Raw genomic sequence first — 18,467 nt, 5'->3', positions numbered from 1 at the left:
CAAAGCAGGAGCAACAACAATGAAAACCACCCTCCGCAGTATCGGCTTCCTCATGCTGTGCGCCATGGCCAGCCTGGCCCAGGCGGCGGACGATGCCAAAGCCATAGTCGACGGCTACATGGCCGCCTGGAACGCCCATGATGCGGACAAGGCCGCGACCTTCCTGAGCGAAGACGCCGAGTACTTCGACGCCACCGTCGGCACGCCGCAGAAAGGCAAAGCCGCCGCCCGCGACAATGTGATCAAGGTATTTATCGGCGCAGTGCCGGACCTGAGTTGGAAGATGACCAGCGCGCCGATCGTCAGCGCCGATGGCATCGCTTTCCAATGGGTGTTCAGCGGCACCAACAGCGGCGCCTGGAGTGCCGAGACGCCGGCCACCGGTAAACCGCTGAAATTCGAAGGGGTCAGCTTCATCCGCATCAAAGACGGCAAGATCGCTTATCAAGGCGACTACTACGACGCCCTCGGCTTCAACAAGCAGCTCGGTTGGTAAAACCTGCTGCGCCAGCCTGCGTCAGTGATTGGCGCAGGCTGGCGTGCCGCTGGGGAGCAAAGCCATGGACAGCCGCAGAGTGGCGCTTTCGTAGATTGGCGCTGAGCGCAGCGATGCCCAACAAAACGTCGCGCCGTGACGCCCAGCAATCGCAATCCCGCAGAGCAGCCCGGTTGTTGGGCCTCACCTTCGGTTCAACGCAAACCTAGCGCACGCCCCTTAACGCGGGGCGATATGCGCGATCAGCAGTTGCACGGTTTCCTGCCCACGGTATTCGTTGACGTCGAGCTTGTACGCCAACTCGACCCAGCGCACCGTCGGGTTCGGCCACAGCTCGCGGTCGATATTGAAGGCGATACCGTCCAGGGTCTGCCCACCGCACTCGGTCTTGAGCACCAGTTTGAGGTGCTTGTCGCCGACCAGGCGCTGCTGGACGATCTGGAACACGCCATGGAACAACGGCTCGGGAAAATGCTGGCCCCAGGGCCCGGCGTTGCGCAGGGCGCGAGCCAGTTCGAGGTGGAACTCCTCCATCGCCAGGCTGCCATCGGACAGCAGGCGGCCGGTCAGGTCGTCCTCGTTGAGCTGGCGCCGCACCTCGGTGTCGAAGGCGGCGGCAAAGTCGTTGAAGTGCGCCTCGGGCAACGACAGGCCGGCCGCCATGGCATGCCCGCCGAACTTGCTGATCAAGCCCGGATGCTTGGCCGCCACCGCGTCCAGTGCATCGCGCACATGGAAACCCGGCACCGAGCGGGCCGACCCCTTCAGCACGCCGTCACCGGCATCGGCAAAGGCGATGGTCGGGCGGTGGTAGCGCTCCTTCATCCGCGAGGCGAGGATACCGATCACCCCTTGGTGCCAGTCCGCGTCGAACAGGCAGAGGCCGAACGGCATGGACTCGAGCGGCAAATCCTTGAGCTGGGCCAGGGCCTCGCGCTGCATGCCCTGCTCGATGGCCTTGCGATCCTGATTGAGCTGGTCGAGCTGCACCGCCATCTCGCGCGCCAGCGCTTCGTCGGCGCAAAGCAGGCATTCGATGCCGAGGCTCATGTCATCCAGGCGCCCGGCGGCGTTCAAACGCGGACCGAGAATAAACCCGAGGTCGGTGGAGGTGATGCGTTCCGCCTGGCGCCCCGCCACTTCCAGAATCGCCCGCAGCCCCGGCCGCGCCCGCCCGGCACGAATACGCGCCAGGCCCTGGTGCACGAGGATGCGGTTGTTGGCATCCAGCGGCACCACGTCGGCGACGCTGCCGAGCGCGACCAGGTCGAGCAGGTCGGCCAGGTTCGGCTCTTTCAGCTGGCGGCGGTTGAACCAGTCCAGCTCGCGCAGACGCGCGCGCAGCGCCAGCAGTACATAGAAAATCACGCCGACACCAGCCAGCGCCTTGCTCGGGAAATCGCAGCCCTGCTGGTTGGGGTTGACGATGGCATCCGCCGCGGGCAACTCGTGGCCGGGCAAGTGGTGATCGGTGACCAGCACGCTCAGACCCGCGGCTTTCGCCGCCGCCACACCCTCGACGCTGGAAATCCCATTGTCCACCGTCACCAGCAGTTGCGGCCGGCGCTCCAGCGCCACGGCGACGATCTCCGGGGTCAGGCCATAGCCGTACTCGAAACGATTGGGCACCAGGTAATCGACATGCGCCGCGCCGAGCGCACGCAGGCCGAGCAGGCCGACCGTGCTGGCCGTGGCGCCATCGGCATCGAAATCACCGACGATCAGAATGCGCTGGCCCTGCTCCAGCGCCAGCACCAACAAATCGATGGCCGCGTCGATGCCTTTGAGCTGCTGATAGGGCATCAGCCGCGCCAGACCTTTATCCAGCTCGGCCTCGGACTGCACGCCACGGGCGGCGTACAAGCGGGTCAACAGGGGCGGCAGGTCGCCAAGATTGGGCAAGGTGGATGGCAGTGGGCGGGATTCGATGCGCATGGGTTTACTCAATTGTGCTGCTTTAACTCCCCTCACCCTTTCAGGGGGAGGGGTTGGGGGAGAGGGTCAGGCTCAAGGCACGCCCTCTCCCTAGCCCTCTCCCGGAGGGAGAGGGGATTAAGCGCTGCTAGCCGCGATCGCCCATCAACCATTCCAGCTGCACTTCATGCTGGCCACGGTCGTCGGTGACGAAAATCGTGCCTTCGCTGATCATCACCGCCCAGGTGATGGTGCGCGGCATGTCCTTGGCCAGGGCTTCCAGGGCTTCCTGCGGCACGGTGGCGATATTGACGTTCTTCAGCGTCTTCACCGCATCGACCACCTTGCTCTGCCACACGCGCACGCTGCCATAGGCCAGCAGACTGGTGCGTTCAGTGCGGCGCGAGCACCAGGTCAGGCGGTCGACATCCGGCAGGCCGACTTCGATCCAGTGCAGCACGCGACCGTCCAGGCTTTTTTCCCACAACGCCGGCTCGTCGACGTCGGACAGGCCACGGCCGAACGCCAGTTGCTCGTTGTACCAAAGGGCGTAGGCCAGCAGGCGCACAGTCATGCGTTCTTCGGTTTCGGACGGGTGGCGCGCGATGGTCAGACGCGACGTTGCATACACCCCACGATCCAGATCGGTGAGATTGAGGTCGACTTTGTAGGTCGTGGAAGGCTGGGCCATGGACGGGCTTCTAGATGCGAGGAAAGGCGGCAAGTCTACCCCAAGCGCCCCGTGCAGGTTAGAGTCGCGGCCATTGTCTGATGCACGGGAACGCCAATGAACCTTGCCACCAAACCCCTCGCCGGCCTGAAAGTCATCGAGCTCGGCACCCTGATCGCCGGCCCGTTCGCCTCGCGCATCTGCGCCGAGTTCGGCGCCGAGGTGATCAAAGTCGAATCCCCGGATGGCGGCGACCCGCTGCGCAAATGGCGCAAGCTCTACGAGGGCACCTCGCTGTGGTGGTTCGTGCAGGCGCGCAACAAAAAGTCGCTGAGCCTGAACCTCAAGCACCCGACCGGCCTGGCCATCCTCAAGCAACTGCTCAGCGAAGCAGACATCCTGATCGAGAATTTCCGTCCCGGCGTGCTGGAAAAACTCGGTCTCGGCTGGGGCGAGCTCCACGCCCTGAACCCGAAACTGGTGATGGTGCGCCTCTCAGGCTTCGGCCAAAGCGGCCCGATGAAAGACCAGCCGGGCTTCGGCGCGGTTGGCGAAGCCATGGGCGGGTTGCGCTATATCACCGGCTTCGAGGATCGCCCACCGGTGCGCACTGGCATTTCCATCGGCGACTCGATTGCCGCGCTGTGGGGCGTGATCGGCGCACTGATGGCGCTGCGCCACCGTGAAGTGAATGGCGGCCAGGGCCAGGTGGTCGACGTGGCGCTGTACGAGGCGATCTTCGCCATGATGGAAAGCATGGTGCCGGAGTTCGACGTGTTCGGTTTCATCCGCGAACGCAGCGGCAACATCATGCCCGGCATCACGCCCTCCTCGATCCACACCAGTAGCGACGGCAAGCATGTGCAGATCGGTGCCAATGGCGACGCGATCTTTCAGCGCTTTATGCACGCTATCGGGCGCCCGGACTTGGCAACTGACCCGCAGCTTGCCAGCAACGACGGCCGCGACGGCCGCCGTGACGAGCTGTACGGGGTGATCGACCGCTGGGTTGGCTCGTTGCCGCTGGAGGGGGTGCTGAGCGCCCTGAGCTGCGCCGAGGTGCCCGCCAGCCGCATCTACTCCGCCGAGGACATGTTCGCCGACCCGCAATTCCTCGCCCGCGAGATGTTCCTCAACGCCAAACTGCCGGATGGCAAAGACTTCAAGGTGCCAGGCATAGTGCCCAAGCTCTCGGAAACGCCAGGCTCGGCCGACTGGGTGGGTCCGCAGCTGGGCGAACACAATGCCGAGGTGCTGGCGGCCCTGGGCTACAGCACGGAACGAATCGCCGCGCTGCGCCAGGATGGCGCTATTTGATGCGGGGACGACGGGGTTCTCACAAAATATCGCCTTCAATTCCCGCGCAGGCGGGAACCTGGCAGCTGTAGGCATTCGGCGACCAAGGGAAACCCAGTAAGTTTCACGCGCGCTGAATCGGCCCTGCCTATACTTTTCCCTCCTCAGCTCATGGCGACCCCTTGAATGCCCTCCAGGCCCGCACTCTCCCTCGCTCTTCGTCATGGTCTGCTGGTCGCCGGGCTGATGTTTGCCTGCGCGCTGCGCGCAGAGCCTCGCGAGCAGATCATCTGGACGGTGCGCGACATGCCACCCTTCAGCATTCAGGAAGGGCCACACAAGGGTCAGGGCATTGCCGACAAGATGCTCACCCTGATCAGGCAGCGCCTGCCGCAATACGAACACATCAACAGCCGGGTGAATCGCGCCAGGGCCAACCAGATGCTCGCGCAGAACAAGCTGAGCTGCGACCCCGGCCTGCTCTGGAGCAAGGAACGCACCCAGATGATGTACTTCTCCATCCCCACGTTCGGCCTGATGACCAATGGCGTGATAACGCGTGCGGACCAGCAGGAACAGCTCGCGCCGTTCATCCAGCAGGGCAAGCTCGACCTCGGCGCCTTCCTCGCCGACCCGCGCTTCAACCTCGGGCTCCTGGTCGAGCGCAGTTATGGCGAGGTGATCGATGCCCAACTGAAGCAGGCAAAGCCGGGCCATCTGGTCGTCCACCACGGCAACGATGCCCTCGGCAGCCTGTTGCAGATGCAGCAGCACGGTCGCATCACGGCGGTAGCCGGGTACTGGCCGGAAACCCGTTATGTGGCCAAGGCCCATGGCATTGACCAGCATCAGTTGCGTTTCTACCCGGTACAAGGCGTACCGACCTATCAGTTGGCCTATGTGACCTGCTCGAAAACCCCGCAAGGCCTGAAAGCCATCCAGGCGATCAACCAGGTGATACGCGACTTGCGCGGCAACGAAATAGCCGAGCTCTATGCCGAGTGGCTGGACAAGCCAACCCGCGCGGCCTATCTGCAAGCGGCCAAGACCTTCTTTGACGAGTGAGTGTTGGCTCCCGTATTGATTGGGGCCACGCCTTGGCGGCGATGGCGGTGCAAGACAAACCTTCCGGCCAACCTCGTCATTCCCGCGAAGGCGGGAATCCAGTAGCCACATCGAACGCTTAGCCCGCACGGCCAGCAACATTCAACTGCGGCATCGCCTCGAAAATGCCCCCGGCGACCGCACAGCACAACAAAGACAAAACCCCATAAACAAAAAGGCCAGCTCAGCGTTCGCTGGCTGGCCTTTCTGATTGCCGATTGGCGCCCGTTACAGCGGCTTGCCGCGGTTGCCGTGCTGGCTGACAAAGCCCTGAATCGCCTTCAGGTCATTGGCCAACACGGTGCAACGCTCTTCCCGCTCGAACAGATCGTCCAGGTGTGGCGGCAGCACCGGCGCTTGGCCGACACCGGCTTTTTCCACCGCCTCGGGGAACTTCACCGGGTGGGCTGTGCCGAGTATCACCATCGGAATGGCCAGGCTGCGACGGCAATCGCGCGCGGCCTTGACGCCGATGGCGGTGTGCGGATCGAGCAACTCGCCACACTCGGCGTAGACCTGGGCGATGGTTTCGCAGGTTTCTTCGTCGTTGACCGCCAACGAGTCGAACAGCTTGCGGGCCTCGACCCAACGATCTTCCTCGACGCTAAAACCGCCGCCTTGCTTGAAGGTCGCCATCAGCTCGGCGATTGCCGCGCCGTTGCGCCCGTGCAGGTCGAACAGCAGGCGCTCGAAGTTCGAGGAGACCATGATGTCCATCGACGGCGACAGGGTCGGGTGCAGGGTGTCTTTCACATACTGATTGCCGCTCATGAAGCGGTGCAGGATGTCGTTGCGGTTGGTCGCGACGATCAACTGGCTGATCGGCAGGCCCATGTTGCGCGCCAGGTAACCGGCGAAGATGTCGCCGAAGTTGCCGGTCGGCACCGAGAACGCGATGGAACGCGCCGGGCCACCCAGTTGCAAGGCGGCGTGGAAGTAGTAAACGATCTGGGCCATGATCCGCGCCCAGTTGATCGAGTTGACCGCCACCAGTCGCGTGCCCTTGAGGAAGCGTTGGTCGGCAAAACTGTCCTTGACCATCTCCTGGCAGTCGTCGAAGTTGCCTTCGACGGCGATGTTGTGGATGTTCTCGCCGAGGATGGTGGTCATCTGCCGGCGCTGCACTTCCGACACGCGGTTATGCGGATGGAGGATGAAGATGTCGACGTTGTCGCACGCCTTGCAGCCTTCGATGGCGGCCGAGCCGGTATCGCCGGAGGTGGCGCCGATGATCACCACGCGCTCGTTGCGCTTCTCCAGCACGTAGTCGAGCAGACGGCCGAGCAGTTGCAGGGCGAAGTCCTTGAAGGCCAGGGTCGGACCGTGGAACAGCTCCAACACCCATTCGTTGCCATTCAGCTGACGCAGCGGCGCCACGGCGTTGTGGGCGAACACGCCGTAGGTTTCTTCCAGGATCTTCTTGAAGTCGGCATCCGGGATGCTGCCGGTGACGAACGGGCGCATCACCCGGAACGCCAGTTCGTGGTACGGCAGGCCGGCCCACGAGGCGATTTCTTCCTGGCTGAAACGCGGCAGGTTTTCCGGCACATACAGGCCGCCGTCGCTGGCCAGCCCGGCCAGCAGCACGTCTTCGAAATTCAGGGCCGGAGCCTGGCCGCGGGTACTGATATAACGCATGACCACTTCCTCCTAAATCTAGTTCAACTGCTCGACGCGGATCCGCACCACGCTGCCGACCACATCGCTGAGGGCTTCCAGGGCGGCGATGGCGTCGTTCATGCGCTGTTCCACGACCCGGTGGGTCACGAGGATCATCGGCACCAGGCCATCGTGCTCTTCGACCTCTTTCTGCATGATCGATTCGATATTGATGCCGCGCTCGGAGAGGATGGTCGCCACCTGGGCCAATACGCCCGGATGATCCTTGGCCTGGATGCGCAGGTAATAGGCGCTTTCGCAGGCGTCGATCGGCAGGATCGGATGGGCCGAGAGCGAATCCGGCTGGAAGGCCAGGTGCGGCACACGGTTTTCCGGGTCGGTGGTCAATGCCCGCACCACGTCCACCAGGTCCGCCACCACCGACGATGCGGTCGGCTCCATGCCGGCACCGGCGCCGTAGAACAGGGTGCTGCCGGCGGCGTCGCCATTGACCATCACCGCGTTCATCACGCCATTGACGTTGGCGATCAGGCGATCGGCCGGAATCAACGTCGGGTGCACGCGCAGTTCGATGCCGGCGGCGGTGCTGCGCGCCACGCCCAGGTGCTTGATGCGGTAGCCCAGGGCTTCGGCGTAGTTGACGTCGGCGGTGGTGAGCTTGGTGATGCCTTCGGTGTAGGCCTTGTCGAACTGCAGCGGAATGCCGAAGGCAATCGACGCGAGAATGGTCAGCTTGTGCGCGGCGTCGATACCTTCGACGTCGAAGGTCGGGTCGGCTTCGGCATAACCCAGTTCCTGAGCTTCCTTGAGCACGTCTTCGAAGGCGCGGCCCTTCTCACGCATTTCGGTGAGGATGAAATTGCCGGTGCCGTTGATGATGCCGGCGACCCAGTTGATCCGGTTGGCCGACAGGCCTTCACGGATCGCCTTGATCACCGGGATGCCGCCGGCCACCGCGGCTTCGAAGGCGACGATAACGCCCTTCTCGCGGGCCTTGGCGAAGATCTCGTTGCCATGCACGGCGATCAGCGCCTTGTTCGCGGTGACCACGTGCTTGCCGTTCTCGATGGCTTTGAGCACCAGCTCGCGGGCCACGGTGTAGCCACCGATCAGCTCGATGACGATCTCGATCTCGGGGTTGCTGGCGACGTCGAAGACGTCGTGGGTAATCGAGGTGCCGGTAATGTCGCACTGCGAATTGGGCGAGCGCAGCGCGATCTGCGCCACTTCGATGCCACGCCCGGCACGCCGCGCGATTTCCTCGGCGTTGCGCTTGAGCACGTTGAAAGTACCGCCACCGACGGTACCCAGCCCACAGATGCCTACTTTGACCGGTTTCACACTGAACTCCCCATCTGCACTGCGTAAAACGGCCGACTAGAGAGCCGGCCGTGAATATAAAAGAGCCGCACCTTACGAAGCGGCTCTGTAATAGTCAATCCAGCGCCACGCGCGGACTACTTAGCCTCTAGGGCGACTTTGGCCAGTTGCGGGGCTGGCTGGTAGCCCGGTATCAGTTGGCCGTTGGCCAGGACGATGGCTGGCGTGCCATTGACCCCGATCAACTGCCCCAGCTCGAACTGCTTGGCCACCGGGTTTTCACACTGGGCGGCGGGCAGTTCTTCGCGCGTCTTGGCCAGGTTCATTGCGGCCTGGCGGTCCTTCGAGCACCAGACGCTGACCAGGGTGTTGTAGCCGTGGCTACCCAGGCCCTGACGCGGAAAGGCGACGTAGCGCACTTCGACACCGCGCCGGTTCAGCTCCGGGACTTCGCTGTGCAGCTTCTGGCAATAGCCGCAGTCGGTGTCGGTGAACACGGTGATATGGGTTTTCGGATTTTTCGGCGAGAACACCACCATATCGCTCAATGGAATCGCATTGACTTCCTTGGCGATGGAATGGCTTTCGGCTTTTTCCGTGAGGTTGACCGCCGCACCGTCCTTGACCTGGAACAGGTAGCCCTGGATGACGAACTGGCCATCGGCACTGGCATACAGCAGGCGCCCGCCCTTCAGTTGAATCTGAAACAGGCCGGGCATGCTGCTTTCGGCAATGGCTTCGATCGCCATGTCAGGTTGCAGCGACTGCAAGGTCTTGCGGATGGCCTGATCGGGATCGGCGGCCAGCGCACAGGCACTGGCCAAACCGAGGGTTACGGCGGCGAACATTCGGGTCACGCGCATGGATACTCCTGTCGAGCGGCGGACGGTACAGCGGTGAACGAAGCCTACCATAGAAGCCCTTGCAGGCCGACCGCAGCAGGTCGGACGGGCGTCTCAGAACTTGTTCACGACCTAGCGAGCGAAGGTCAGGCAAGGCGAAGTCGGGCGCAACGTAGCGAAGCGGAGTAACAGCCAAAGGCTGGCCCGCAGGGCGAGCGAAACGAGTCAAAAGCGCAGTTTACGAATTGTAAATGAGCATTTTGAGCCCGATTTCAACGCCGCATGACCGACGCGCAGCAGGTCATGAACTCGCTCTCAGCCCCGCGGATGGTGCTGAGCATGCAACTCCTGCAGGCGGGCGCGGGCGACGTGGGTGTAGATCTGCGTGGTCGAGAGGTCGCTGTGGCCGAGCAGCATCTGCACCACGCGCAGGTCGGCGCCATGGTTGAGCAGGTGCGTGGCGAAGGCGTGACGCAAGGTGTGCGGCGACAGCGATTTGGCGATGCCCGCGACCTTGGCCTGGTGCTTGATCCGATACCAGAAGGTCTGTCGGGTCATCTGCTCGCCACGCTGGCTGGGAAACAGCACATCGCTCGGTTTGCCATCCAGCAGAAATGGCCGCGCCTCGCGCACATAGCGCTCGATCCAGGTGATCGCCTCCTCCCCCAGCGGCACCAGCCGCTCCTTGCTGCCCTTGCCGAACACTCGCAGCACGCCCTGGCGCAGGTTGACCTGCTCCAGGGTCAGGCTGATCAACTCGGTCACCCGCAAGCCGCAGGCGTACAGCACTTCGAGCATGGCCCGGTCGCGCAGGCCGATCGGCTCGCCGAAATCCGGGGCTGCCAGCAGCGCCTCAACATCGGCCTCGGACAAGGATTTTGGCAGCGGCCGCCCCAGTTGCGGCATTTCCACGCGCAGGGTCGGATCGCTGGCGATCAGGTTCTCCCGCAGGAGAAAGCGGTAGAAGCCGCGCAGCCCGGAAAGAAAGCGCGCCGTGGAGCGGGCCACATAGCCGGCATTGAGACGCCAGGCCAGGTGATCGAGGATCACTTCGCGGCCGGCATCCGGCAACGTCAGGCCACGCTCCTGCAACCAGCCGTTGAAATGCGCGAGGTCACTTCGGTAGGCCGAGCGGGTATGTTCTGACAGGCCCTTCTCCAGCCACAGGGCATCGAGAAACTGGTCAATCAGTGGATGATCAAGAACCGGCATGTAGGGGCTGTATCTGACGTGAAGGCAGCGCTAGTCTTTCACAGCCAGGCCAAGTACGGCCAGGGCCGTCAGCCGCCAAGGAGTTCAGATGAACGAACAACAGATCCTTCTCGCATTAGGAGGCATCGGTGCCGCCGCCCTCTTCTGCCAGTGGCTGGCATGGCGTCTGCGGCTACCGGCCATTCTGTTTCTGCTGCTGTCCGGCATCCTGGTCGGCCCGGTCTTCGGCTGGCTCGACCCACAAGCACTGTTCGGCCCGCTGTTGATGCCACTGGTGTCGCTGGCGGTTGCGCTGATTCTGTTCGAAGGCAGCCTGACATTGCGCTTCGACGAGTGGAAGGACATCGGCGTGGTCGTCCGCCGCCTGGTAACCATCGGCGCGCTGGCCACCTGGGGCGTGATCGCACTGGCCGCGCACTACCTGCTGGCACTCAGTTGGGAGATGGCGCTGCTGTTCGGCACCCTGACGCTGGTCACCGGGCCAACGGTGATCGTGCCCATGCTGCGGGTGGTACGGCCCAAAGCGTCGATCGCCAATATCCTGCGCTGGGAAGGCATCGTCATCGACCCGATCGGCGCGCTGCTGGCGGTGGTGGTCTTCAGCTACATCATCAGCAGAGAAGGCGAAGGCCTGCTGCTGGGCTCCGGCACCTTCGCCGGGGTGATTGTCTGCGGCTGCGTTTTAGGGCTTGCCGGTGGCTGGCTGTTCGGCCAGGCCCTGCGACGCCATTGGCTACCCGAATACCTGCATAACCTGGCGGCCCTGGCCGCCGTGTTGGGTGTGTTCATCGCCGCCAATCAGATCATGCACGAGTCCGGCCTGCTGGCCGTCACGGTGATGGGCATGTGCGTGGCCAACATGAAGGGCGTGGATGTGCGGCACATCCTGCACTTCAAGGAAAACCTCAGCGTGCTGCTGATTTCCGGGCTGTTCGTTCTGCTCGCCGCGCGTCTCGACGTACAGGCCCTGCTGGCCTTCGGCCCGGCGGTGTTGTTGCTGCTGCTGGTGATCCAGTTCGTCGCCCGGCCGCTCAACGTAGCGCTCTGCACCTGGGGCTCCAACATCAATTGGCGCGAGCGTGCGCTGCTGGCCTGGATCGCGCCGCGCGGGATAGTTGCAGCCGCGGTTTCCGCCATTTTCGCCGTCCGCCTGGCCGAAGCCGGCCATGAGGGCGCCGAACTGCTGGTGCCGCTGACCTTTGCCGTGATCATCGGCACAGTGGTTCTGCAGAGCGCCACGGCGCGGCCGCTGGCGCGCCTGCTGAAGGTCGCCGAACCCGCACCGAGCGGCTTCCTGATCGTCGGCGCGCACCCGATGGCGCGCACCCTCGGCAAGGCCTTGCAACAACTGGGCAGCCGCGTCCTGCTGACCGACTCCAACTGGGAAAATGTCAGCGCGGCACGCATGGAAAACCTGCCGACCTATTTCGGCAATCCAGCCTCGCAACATGCCGAAGCCCATCTCGACCTGGTGGGTCTTGGCTATCTGCTGGCGCTCTCGCCGGCGGGGGAACTCAATACCCTGGCCTGCATGCGCTTTCGCCATGAGTTCCACCCACAGAACCTTTACAACCTGGCCAGCGGCCTGGAAAACCGCCGTAGCGACAAGCACCGCGCCAGTGACCAGCACCGCGGCCGGACCATTGGCAGCGAACCCCTGACCTATTCGCAACTGGCCAGCAAACAGCACCGTGGCGCACAGCTGTACAGCACGACCCTGACGTCCGGCTTCGGCTGGGACGACTATCAGACGCTGCACGGTAGCCGCGCGAACGTGCTGTTCGCTCGCGATGCCGAAGGCCGCGTACATGTTGTAACACCAGAGCACCATTTGCGGCCGCAGCCAGGCTGGGTTCTGCTCGCCTTGATCGAGCCCGGGAACACTGCCGAAAATGAGGCGAACCGCTAGTCGCACTAAGCCTGCGCCGCTGCAAAGCCAGCCCGTCGCCCTATCTTTGGATGGGTGACAGGCCTACTTGGCAAAGCCATGATTGCATCACGCCACTATCGCTCGCCGGACGCCCTCCATGCCTAATCAACAGCGCTCTCGCCTTGGTCAGATCCTGCTCAACAAGGGACTGATCAGCCCAGCCCAGCTGGAAGGTGCCATTGCTCTGCAACTCACCAGCCAGAAGCGCCTCGGTGAGATACTCGTCGAACAAGGCCTGTTGACCGAGCGGCAATTGAGCAAGGCGCTGAAGAAACAAAGCAATCTGCGCATCGCCGCCACGCTGGTCGCCGCACTGCTGAGCCCGTTCCAGATGGCCAGCGCGGATCTTCATCGGCAACCGCCCAGCAGCATCAGTCGCCAGGAAACCCCACGCGGCTTTCAGCCCTTGAACGACCTGGAGATGAGCGATGTCAGCGCCCAGGGCCTGGACGATGTACTGCAGGGGTTGTTCCTGCGCGCGGAAAATGGCGATGGGCTGGCTACGGCCAGCCAACTGGCCAAGCTGGTCATGCCCGCGATCAATGCGCTGGATGCGGAAACCTCGATGACCGATGTGCGCTACGACACCAGCCAACTCACCTCGACCATCAATGCCGATGGCTCGCTGGATGTGCGCCTGCCCAGCTCCATCGGCGAACTGCGCTTCAACAACATCCGCGTGCTGGGTGCACTGCCAGGCCAGAGCCTTGGCAGCCTGAGCCTGCAGGACCTCGATTTGTCGCAGGCCTCACTGAAGATCAGCCTGCGACCCTGAGCCCTGCGCAAGAAAAGGCGTTTGAACAAGGCTTTTTCTACCGTTCAGTCAAACCGCAACGCCAAGTTGCAGCAGCGCCTCCGGCAGTACCGGTACCGGATGCTTGTCCTCGTCGATGGCGACGAAGCTGAACAGGCCGCTGATGGCCTTCTGCCGGCCGTCGCAGTACATCCCCTCGACGAACACCTCGACCGCCACCTTGAGGCTGGTATTGCCGACCTTCACCACCCGGCCAATCAGCTCGACGATGGAGCCGGCGGGGATTGGATGATTGAAATCGATGCGATCGGAAGACACCGTGACCAGCGGTAAACGGCAAAAGTGCGTGGCGGTAATGAACGACACTTCATCCATCCAGGCCAGCGCGGTGCCGCCGAACAGGGTGTTGTGGTGGTTGGTGGCCGGCGGGAATACCGCCTTGGTGACGTGGGTTTGCGATAAATCGGTACGTCGGAGAATTTCTTGCTCTCTAGGGGTCATGCCACTACTGCCTGAGTCGATCTCTGTGGCTGCCACTGTGCTGCGGATATTGTCGTTGTTATGCGCTGCCGCCCGGGCAGGGAGTGCGATGCTGCTTCTTACTGTCTGCACATCGCTGATGCTGCGTGAACATCGGTTCGGAATGCTCATTGACTAGAATCAACTGCGCGTCCTCGCTTCTGTTCGCGGGGCCTCAACTTTGCTCGACTAATTCGCGAACACCTTCACCGGTAACTATCGCCCGAGAAATTTCAGGCAAGAAAAAAGCAGCCCGCAGGCTGCTTTTTTCGCAAAGAAAGCTGGAGTTAAACCAGTTTTTCCTTGATACGCGCTGCCTTGCCGGACAGGTCGCGGAGGTAGTAAAGCTTGGCTTTACGCACGTCGCCGCGACGCTTGACTGCCAGGCTGTCAACCAGCGGGCTGTAAGTCTGGAAGGTACGCTCAACGCCAACGCCGTTGGAGATTTTACGAACAGTGAAAGCACTGTTCACACCACGGTTACGCTTGGCGATTACTACGCCTTCGAACGCCTGCAGACGCGAACGATCGCCTTCCTTCACTTTAACCTGAACGACAATGGTGTCGCCCGGAGCGAAAGGAGGAATCACTTTGCTCATCTGTTCTGCTTCGAGTGCCAGAATAATCTTGTTAGTCATGCTGTGCTCCTAAGACAAACCAACTGGCTTGCCATCGATACGTTAACTATCGTCCCGTTGCCGGAGGTACTCCGCCAACAGCTTTTTCTCTTCTCCAGAAAGCGAGCGGCTTTCCAGAAGATCGGCGCGCCGTTCACTCGTCCGCCCAAGGGACTGCTGCAAACGCCAACGCCGGATATGTGCGTGATTGCCACTGAGCAACACGTCGGGAACGCGCTTATCCGCATACACCTCCGGCCGGGTGTAATGCGGGCAGTCGAGCAAGCCATCCGTAAAGGAGTCTTCCTCGGCCGAATCCGCATGCCCCAATGCACCGGGCAGCAGACGCGTCACCGCATCGATCAGGACCATCGCCGGTAGCTCGCCACCGGAGAGTACATAGTCGCCAATCGACCACTCTTCATCGACATGCGCTTCAATGAAACGCTCATCGATGCCTTCATAACGCCCGGCGATGAGGATCAGAGCCTCCTCTTTCGCCAGTTCGCGGACCGCCGACTGATTCAATCGACGCCCCTGCGGCGACAGGTAAATAACCTTCGCCTTCTCTCCGGCGGCCAGCTTGGCATCTGCCAAAGCGCCTTCCAGAGGCTTGATTTTCATCACCATGCCCGGACCGCCACCGAAAGGCCGATCATCCACCGTCTGGTGACGATCTTCGGTGTAGCTCCGTGGATTCCAGCAGGTCAGCTGCAAGAGCCCCTGCTTTACCGCGCGGCTGGTAATGCCGTATTCGCTGATGGCAGCAAACATTTCCGGGAACAAGCTGATGACTTCGACGCGCAGGCTAGCCATGATTCCTACTAACCAGTTGCTTAAAAGTCCGCATCCCAGTCAACCCGCATCTCGCCGGCCGCCAGATCTACCGTCAACACACAATGCGCCGTGTAGGGCAGCAAGCGTTCACGGTCATCGAGGCTGTCGGCGCAGGGCTTGACCACCATCACATCATTAGCGCCAGTTTCCAGCAGGTGGTCGATGCGCCCGAGCAATTGCCCGGCCTGGTCGATAACCTTCAAACCTTTCAGCTGGTACCAGTAGTACTCGCCGTCGGTCAGATCTGGGAGCAAGCTGCGGAGCACACAAATTTCGAAACCCGCGAGAAGACGTGCCTCTTCACGGTCATCGAGCCCCTTCAGCTTTGCCACGAGGACCTTGTTTTGCAAGCGTCCACTGGCCAGCTCAACCTGTCGAACATCGCCGTCACGCTTGAGCGTCCAGCTACTGTAATCCAGCAGGTTGTCAATCGGATCGGTAAAGGAAAAGACCTTCACTTCGCCGCGAACACCGTGCACCGAAACAATCTTACCGATGACGATCAAATCATCGGCGGGAGCTGGCGTCGCGTTCATGCTGCTTAGGCTGCTGCCTTAGCGGCATCCTTGAGCAGCTGAGCAACGCGCTCAGACGGCTGAGCGCCCTGGCCGAGCCAGTAGGTAGCGCGCTCTTGATCAACGGACAAACGAACTTCACCACCAGCGGCGATCGGGTTGAAGAACCCAATACGCTCAACAAAACGACCGTCGCGCGCATTGCGGCTGTCGGTCACGGTCAGGTGGTAAAACGGGCGCTTCTTGGAGCCGCCACGGGCAAGACGGATGGTTACCATGTGAACATCGTTCCTGTAGTCGGTGCTGCAAAACTAAAAATGCATGCTGGGCACTAGGCCCGAAAGGCCGCATATTCTAAGGATTATCAGGCTTTTTGCAAATCTCTTTTTCAGCCGCCTATCGACAGCCACCCTTGGAGCCTCCGCATGAACAGCGCGAGAGCCGATCTGGCAGAGGCTGAACAAGCCCTTACATCTTCGGCATGCCACCCGGAAACATCCCGCCCATGCCGCGCATCATCTTGGCCATGCCGCCTTTGGCAGTGACCTTTTTCATCATTTTCTGCATCTGTTTGTGCTGCTTGATCAGCCGCCCGATGTCCTGCACCTGGGTGCCGGAGCCCATGGCAATGCGGCGTTTGCGCGAGCCGCTGATGACGTCAGGGTCACGCCGTTCGCCCGGAGTCATCGAGTTGATGATGGCCTCCATCTGTTTGAACTGCTTCTCCGCCGCCCCCTGGGCGTTACCCATTTGCGCCAGGTTGACGCCGCCCATCTGCGGCAGCTTGTCCATCAAGCCGCCGAGGCCGCCCATGCTTTTCATCTGCTGCAACTGATCGCGGAAATCTTCCAGATCGAAGCCTTTGCCTTTCTTCAGCTTCTTCGCCAGTTTGTCGGCTTTTTCCCGGTCGAGGTTCTGCTCGGCCTGCTCGATCAAGCTGAGCACATCGCCCATGCCGAGGATGCGCGAAGCGATCCGATCCGGATGGAAGGGCTCGAGCGCATCGCTCTTCTCGCCCATACCGATAAACTTGATCGGCTTGCCGGTAATCGCCCGCACCGACAAGGCCGCGCCGCCACGCGCATCGCCGTCGACCTTGGTCAGCACGACGCCCGTCAGCGGCAGCGCATCGCCGAAGGCCTTGGCGGTATTGGCGGCGTCCTGGCCGGTCATCGCGTCAACCACGAACAGGGTTTCGATCGGCTTGATCGCGGCATGCACGGCCTGGATTTCGGCCATCATTTCGGCATCGATGTGCAGGCGACCGGCGGTATCGACGATCACCACATCGATGAACTTGAGCTTGGCTTCCCGGATCGCCGCTTCAGCGATGGCCACCGGTTTCTGACTGAGATCCGAAGGAAAGAAGGTCACGCCGATGTCGGCGGCCAAGGTTTCCAGCTGCTTGATCGCCGCCGGGCGGTATACGTCCGCCGAGACCACCATCACGGTTTTCTTTTTGCGCTCTTTCAGAAAACGCGCCAGCTTGCCGACCGTGGTGGTCTTGCCCGCACCTTGCAGGCCCGCCATCAGCACCACCGCAGGCGGAGTCGTGTTCAACGCCAGGTCTTCGTTGGCCGCGCCCATCAGCTCTTCGAGCTCGGCGCGGACGATCTTCACGAAGGCCTGCCCAGGCGTCAGGCTTTTCGACACCTCGGTGCCGACCGCGCGATCCTTGACCTTGTTGACGAAGTCCTTGACCACCGGCAACGCCACGTCGGCTTCGAGCAAGGCCATGCGCACTTCACGCAAGGTGTCCTTGATATTGTCCTCGGTCAGCTTGGCTTTGCCGGTGACATTCCGCAGGGTCTGGGAGAGGCGGTCGGTAAGATTTTCGAACATGCGCGTTCCTTTCAGGCTTTCAAGAGCCGAGGTTGAGCTTGCGGCAAGCGGCCGATTATAACCAAGACTCCGCAACGCCGACACCGCCAGCGGTCTTTCGTGAAATGGCAGTTTTATGCCACACTCACGCCCTTTCGGGCTCGCCTTACAAGGATTTATGCACCCTCTGCTGCCCAGCCTCGCTGCCGCCGGCTTCTATATCGGCGCCACCGCTTATCAAGGCCTGCGTTTATCACAGCGCACAGTGCCGGACAAACGCCTGCTCGCGCTGCTCGTCGCGCTCGCCCTGTTCTTCCATGGCGGCAGCCTGTTCATGCAGCTGCACGCCGTGTCCGGGCTGTCCCTGGACTTCTTCAGTGCCGCCAGCCTGATCGTCTATGCCGCCATCCTGTTGACCTTGTTGGCCTGCATACGCATTCCGGTGGAAAACCTGCTGTTACTATTCCTGCCGCTGGGCGGCCTGACGGTGTTGCTGGCGCAATTCGTGCCAGCCGGCACGGTGCAGGTGATCGACGAGGCGCCCGGCATCCTGGCGCATATCCTCCTGTCGATCCTGGCGTACGGCATGCTGACCATCGCCGTGTTCCAGTCCCTGCTGCTGCTGGTGCAGGACCATCAACTCAAGCACAAGCACCCCTCAGGCCTGATCAAGAACTTCCCGCCACTGCAAACCATGGAAAGCCTGCTGTTCGGTTTTCTCTGGGCTGGCTGGGTGTTGCTGTCGCTGTCGCTGCTGTCCGGCTGGCTGTTTCTCGAAGACCTGTTCGCTCAGCACCTGGCCCACAAAACCTTGCTCGCCTGCATCGCCTGGACGATTTTCGCCGTACTGCTGTGGGGCCGGCATCAACGCGGCTGGCGCGGGCACAAGGCGATTCGCTGGACGCTGGCGGGCTTCTGCCTGCTGATGCTGGCGTATTTCGGCAGCAAACTGGTACGCGAATTCATTCTGCACATATAGGTTCTATTGACATTCAATTTT

At 62.0% G+C, this 18,467-nt stretch carries 18 protein-coding genes; 6 read left to right on the top strand and 12 right to left on the bottom strand.

The window, feature by feature from the left end:
• Positions 1 to 19: 19 nt before the first annotated feature.
• Positions 20 to 496 (top strand): ester cyclase, encoded by a 477-nt coding sequence (locus AC3IYG_RS06275; RefSeq protein WP_489312912.1) that lies wholly within the window; start codon positions 20 to 22, stop codon positions 494 to 496.
• Positions 497 to 715: 219 nt separating this feature from the next.
• Here AC3IYG_RS06275 and recJ read toward each other — a convergent pair whose 3' ends face one another.
• Both recJ and AC3IYG_RS06265 read right to left on the bottom strand, forming a co-directional pair.
• Positions 716 to 2,431 (bottom strand): single-stranded-DNA-specific exonuclease RecJ, encoded by a 1,716-nt coding sequence (gene recJ, locus AC3IYG_RS06270; RefSeq protein ID WP_489312911.1) that lies wholly within the window; start codon positions 2,429 to 2,431, stop codon positions 716 to 718.
• 127 nt (positions 2,432 to 2,558) lie between these two features.
• A complete protein-coding gene (locus AC3IYG_RS06265) occupies positions 2,559 to 3,101 on the bottom strand; it encodes a YaeQ family protein (protein WP_489312909.1) in 543 nt (180 codons plus the stop codon).
• Positions 3,102 to 3,197: 96 nt separating this feature from the next.
• On the opposite strand from AC3IYG_RS06265, the gene AC3IYG_RS06260 reads away from it, so the two are divergent.
• Both AC3IYG_RS06260 and AC3IYG_RS06255 read left to right on the top strand, forming a co-directional pair.
• A complete protein-coding gene (locus AC3IYG_RS06260; RefSeq protein WP_489312908.1) occupies positions 3,198 to 4,397 on the top strand; it encodes a CaiB/BaiF CoA transferase family protein in 1,200 nt (399 codons plus the stop codon).
• 165 nt (positions 4,398 to 4,562) lie between these two features.
• Entirely contained in the window at positions 4,563 to 5,441 is an 879-nt protein-coding gene (locus AC3IYG_RS06255; protein ID WP_489312907.1) for a TIGR02285 family protein, read from the top strand.
• Between the two features lie 267 nt (positions 5,442 to 5,708).
• Here the strand turns inward: AC3IYG_RS06255 and thrC are convergent, their stop codons facing one another.
• The 4 genes from thrC to xerD all read right to left on the bottom strand — a co-directional run bounded on the left by thrC (position 5,709) and on the right by xerD (position 10,474).
• A complete protein-coding gene (gene thrC, locus AC3IYG_RS06250) occupies positions 5,709 to 7,118 on the bottom strand; it encodes a threonine synthase (RefSeq protein ID WP_489312905.1) in 1,410 nt (469 codons plus the stop codon).
• Between the two features lie 18 nt (positions 7,119 to 7,136).
• A complete protein-coding gene (locus tag AC3IYG_RS06245) occupies positions 7,137 to 8,441 on the bottom strand; it encodes a homoserine dehydrogenase (RefSeq protein WP_489312904.1) in 1,305 nt (434 codons plus the stop codon).
• Positions 8,442 to 8,557: 116 nt separating this feature from the next.
• Entirely contained in the window at positions 8,558 to 9,283 is a 726-nt protein-coding gene (locus tag AC3IYG_RS06240; protein WP_489312903.1) for a DsbC family protein, read from the bottom strand.
• A gap of 294 nt (positions 9,284 to 9,577) precedes the next feature.
• On the bottom strand, positions 9,578 to 10,474 hold the full coding sequence (gene xerD / locus AC3IYG_RS06235) for a site-specific tyrosine recombinase XerD (RefSeq protein ID WP_489312902.1): 897 nt from the start codon (positions 10,472 to 10,474) through the stop codon (positions 9,578 to 9,580).
• Between the two features lie 88 nt (positions 10,475 to 10,562).
• Between xerD and AC3IYG_RS06230 the strand changes: the two genes are divergently transcribed.
• Together AC3IYG_RS06230 and AC3IYG_RS06225 are read left to right on the top strand one after the other, a co-directional pair.
• Positions 10,563 to 12,383 carry a cation:proton antiporter gene (locus AC3IYG_RS06230; protein ID WP_489312900.1) on the top strand — a complete coding sequence of 607 codons (1,821 nt, stop codon included), beginning with the start codon at positions 10,563 to 10,565 and terminating at the stop codon, positions 12,381 to 12,383.
• A 118-nt stretch (positions 12,384 to 12,501) separates the two neighbouring features.
• Entirely contained in the window at positions 12,502 to 13,179 is a 678-nt protein-coding gene (locus AC3IYG_RS06225) for a cyclic di-GMP-binding domain-containing protein, MshE-related (RefSeq protein WP_489312899.1), read from the top strand.
• Between the two features lie 48 nt (positions 13,180 to 13,227).
• Here the strand turns inward: AC3IYG_RS06225 and AC3IYG_RS06220 are convergent, their stop codons facing one another.
• The 6 genes from AC3IYG_RS06220 to ffh form a co-directional block, all read right to left on the bottom strand.
• Positions 13,228 to 13,659 carry an acyl-CoA thioesterase gene (locus AC3IYG_RS06220; protein WP_489312898.1) on the bottom strand — a complete coding sequence of 144 codons (432 nt, stop codon included), beginning with the start codon at positions 13,657 to 13,659 and terminating at the stop codon, positions 13,228 to 13,230.
• Between the two features lie 305 nt (positions 13,660 to 13,964).
• Positions 13,965 to 14,315, bottom strand: coding sequence for a 50S ribosomal protein L19 (gene rplS, locus AC3IYG_RS06215; protein ID WP_489312897.1), 351 nt, complete (start codon positions 14,313 to 14,315; stop codon positions 13,965 to 13,967).
• 42 nt (positions 14,316 to 14,357) lie between these two features.
• Positions 14,358 to 15,110 carry a tRNA (guanosine(37)-N1)-methyltransferase TrmD gene (gene trmD / locus AC3IYG_RS06210; RefSeq protein WP_489312896.1) on the bottom strand — a complete coding sequence of 251 codons (753 nt, stop codon included), beginning with the start codon at positions 15,108 to 15,110 and terminating at the stop codon, positions 14,358 to 14,360.
• Between the two features lie 20 nt (positions 15,111 to 15,130).
• Positions 15,131 to 15,667, bottom strand: a complete 537-nt coding sequence (gene rimM, locus AC3IYG_RS06205; RefSeq protein WP_489312895.1) for a ribosome maturation factor RimM — start codon at positions 15,665 to 15,667, stop codon at positions 15,131 to 15,133.
• A 5-nt stretch (positions 15,668 to 15,672) separates the two neighbouring features.
• Positions 15,673 to 15,924, bottom strand: coding sequence for a 30S ribosomal protein S16 (gene rpsP / locus AC3IYG_RS06200; protein WP_489312893.1), 252 nt, complete (start codon positions 15,922 to 15,924; stop codon positions 15,673 to 15,675).
• 190 nt (positions 15,925 to 16,114) lie between these two features.
• Positions 16,115 to 17,488, bottom strand: coding sequence for a signal recognition particle protein (ffh, locus tag AC3IYG_RS06195; RefSeq protein WP_489312892.1), 1,374 nt, complete (start codon positions 17,486 to 17,488; stop codon positions 16,115 to 16,117).
• 157 nt (positions 17,489 to 17,645) lie between these two features.
• Here ffh and AC3IYG_RS06190 point away from each other — a divergent pair, with 157 nt between their 5' ends.
• Positions 17,646 to 18,446, top strand: coding sequence for a cytochrome C assembly family protein (locus tag AC3IYG_RS06190; protein WP_489312890.1), 801 nt, complete (start codon positions 17,646 to 17,648; stop codon positions 18,444 to 18,446).
• Positions 18,447 to 18,467: the final 21 nt, after the last annotated feature.

This window comes from Pseudomonas sp. KH_027 (genome assembly GCF_057838565.1).
This window is presented reverse-complemented; position numbering and strand designations above follow the sequence as displayed.

Excerpts from the sequence above, each read along its gene's own strand:
- AC3IYG_RS06275 (WP_489312912.1), top strand. The coding sequence starts at position 20 with ATGAAAACCACCCTCCGCAGTATCGGCTTCCTCATGCTGTGCGCCATG.
- recJ (WP_489312911.1), bottom strand. The coding sequence starts at position 2,431 with ATGCGCATCGAATCCCGCCCACTGCCATCCACCTTGCCCAATCTTGGC.
- AC3IYG_RS06265 (WP_489312909.1), bottom strand. The coding sequence starts at position 3,101 with ATGGCCCAGCCTTCCACGACCTACAAAGTCGACCTCAATCTCACCGAT.
- AC3IYG_RS06260 (WP_489312908.1), top strand. The coding sequence starts at position 3,198 with ATGAACCTTGCCACCAAACCCCTCGCCGGCCTGAAAGTCATCGAGCTC.
- AC3IYG_RS06255 (WP_489312907.1), top strand. The coding sequence starts at position 4,563 with ATGCCCTCCAGGCCCGCACTCTCCCTCGCTCTTCGTCATGGTCTGCTG.
- thrC (WP_489312905.1), bottom strand. The coding sequence starts at position 7,118 with ATGCGTTATATCAGTACCCGCGGCCAGGCTCCGGCCCTGAATTTCGAA.
- AC3IYG_RS06240 (WP_489312903.1), bottom strand. The coding sequence starts at position 9,283 with ATGCGCGTGACCCGAATGTTCGCCGCCGTAACCCTCGGTTTGGCCAGT.
- xerD (WP_489312902.1), bottom strand. The coding sequence starts at position 10,474 with ATGCCGGTTCTTGATCATCCACTGATTGACCAGTTTCTCGATGCCCTG.
- AC3IYG_RS06230 (WP_489312900.1), top strand. The coding sequence starts at position 10,563 with ATGAACGAACAACAGATCCTTCTCGCATTAGGAGGCATCGGTGCCGCC.
- AC3IYG_RS06225 (WP_489312899.1), top strand. The coding sequence starts at position 12,502 with ATGCCTAATCAACAGCGCTCTCGCCTTGGTCAGATCCTGCTCAACAAG.
- AC3IYG_RS06220 (WP_489312898.1), bottom strand. The coding sequence starts at position 13,659 with ATGACCCCTAGAGAGCAAGAAATTCTCCGACGTACCGATTTATCGCAA.
- rplS (WP_489312897.1), bottom strand. The coding sequence starts at position 14,315 with ATGACTAACAAGATTATTCTGGCACTCGAAGCAGAACAGATGAGCAAA.
- trmD (WP_489312896.1), bottom strand. The coding sequence starts at position 15,110 with ATGGCTAGCCTGCGCGTCGAAGTCATCAGCTTGTTCCCGGAAATGTTT.
- rimM (WP_489312895.1), bottom strand. The coding sequence starts at position 15,667 with ATGAACGCGACGCCAGCTCCCGCCGATGATTTGATCGTCATCGGTAAG.
- rpsP (WP_489312893.1), bottom strand. The coding sequence starts at position 15,924 with ATGGTAACCATCCGTCTTGCCCGTGGCGGCTCCAAGAAGCGCCCGTTT.
- ffh (WP_489312892.1), bottom strand. The coding sequence starts at position 17,488 with ATGTTCGAAAATCTTACCGACCGCCTCTCCCAGACCCTGCGGAATGTC.
- AC3IYG_RS06190 (WP_489312890.1), top strand. The coding sequence starts at position 17,646 with ATGCACCCTCTGCTGCCCAGCCTCGCTGCCGCCGGCTTCTATATCGGC.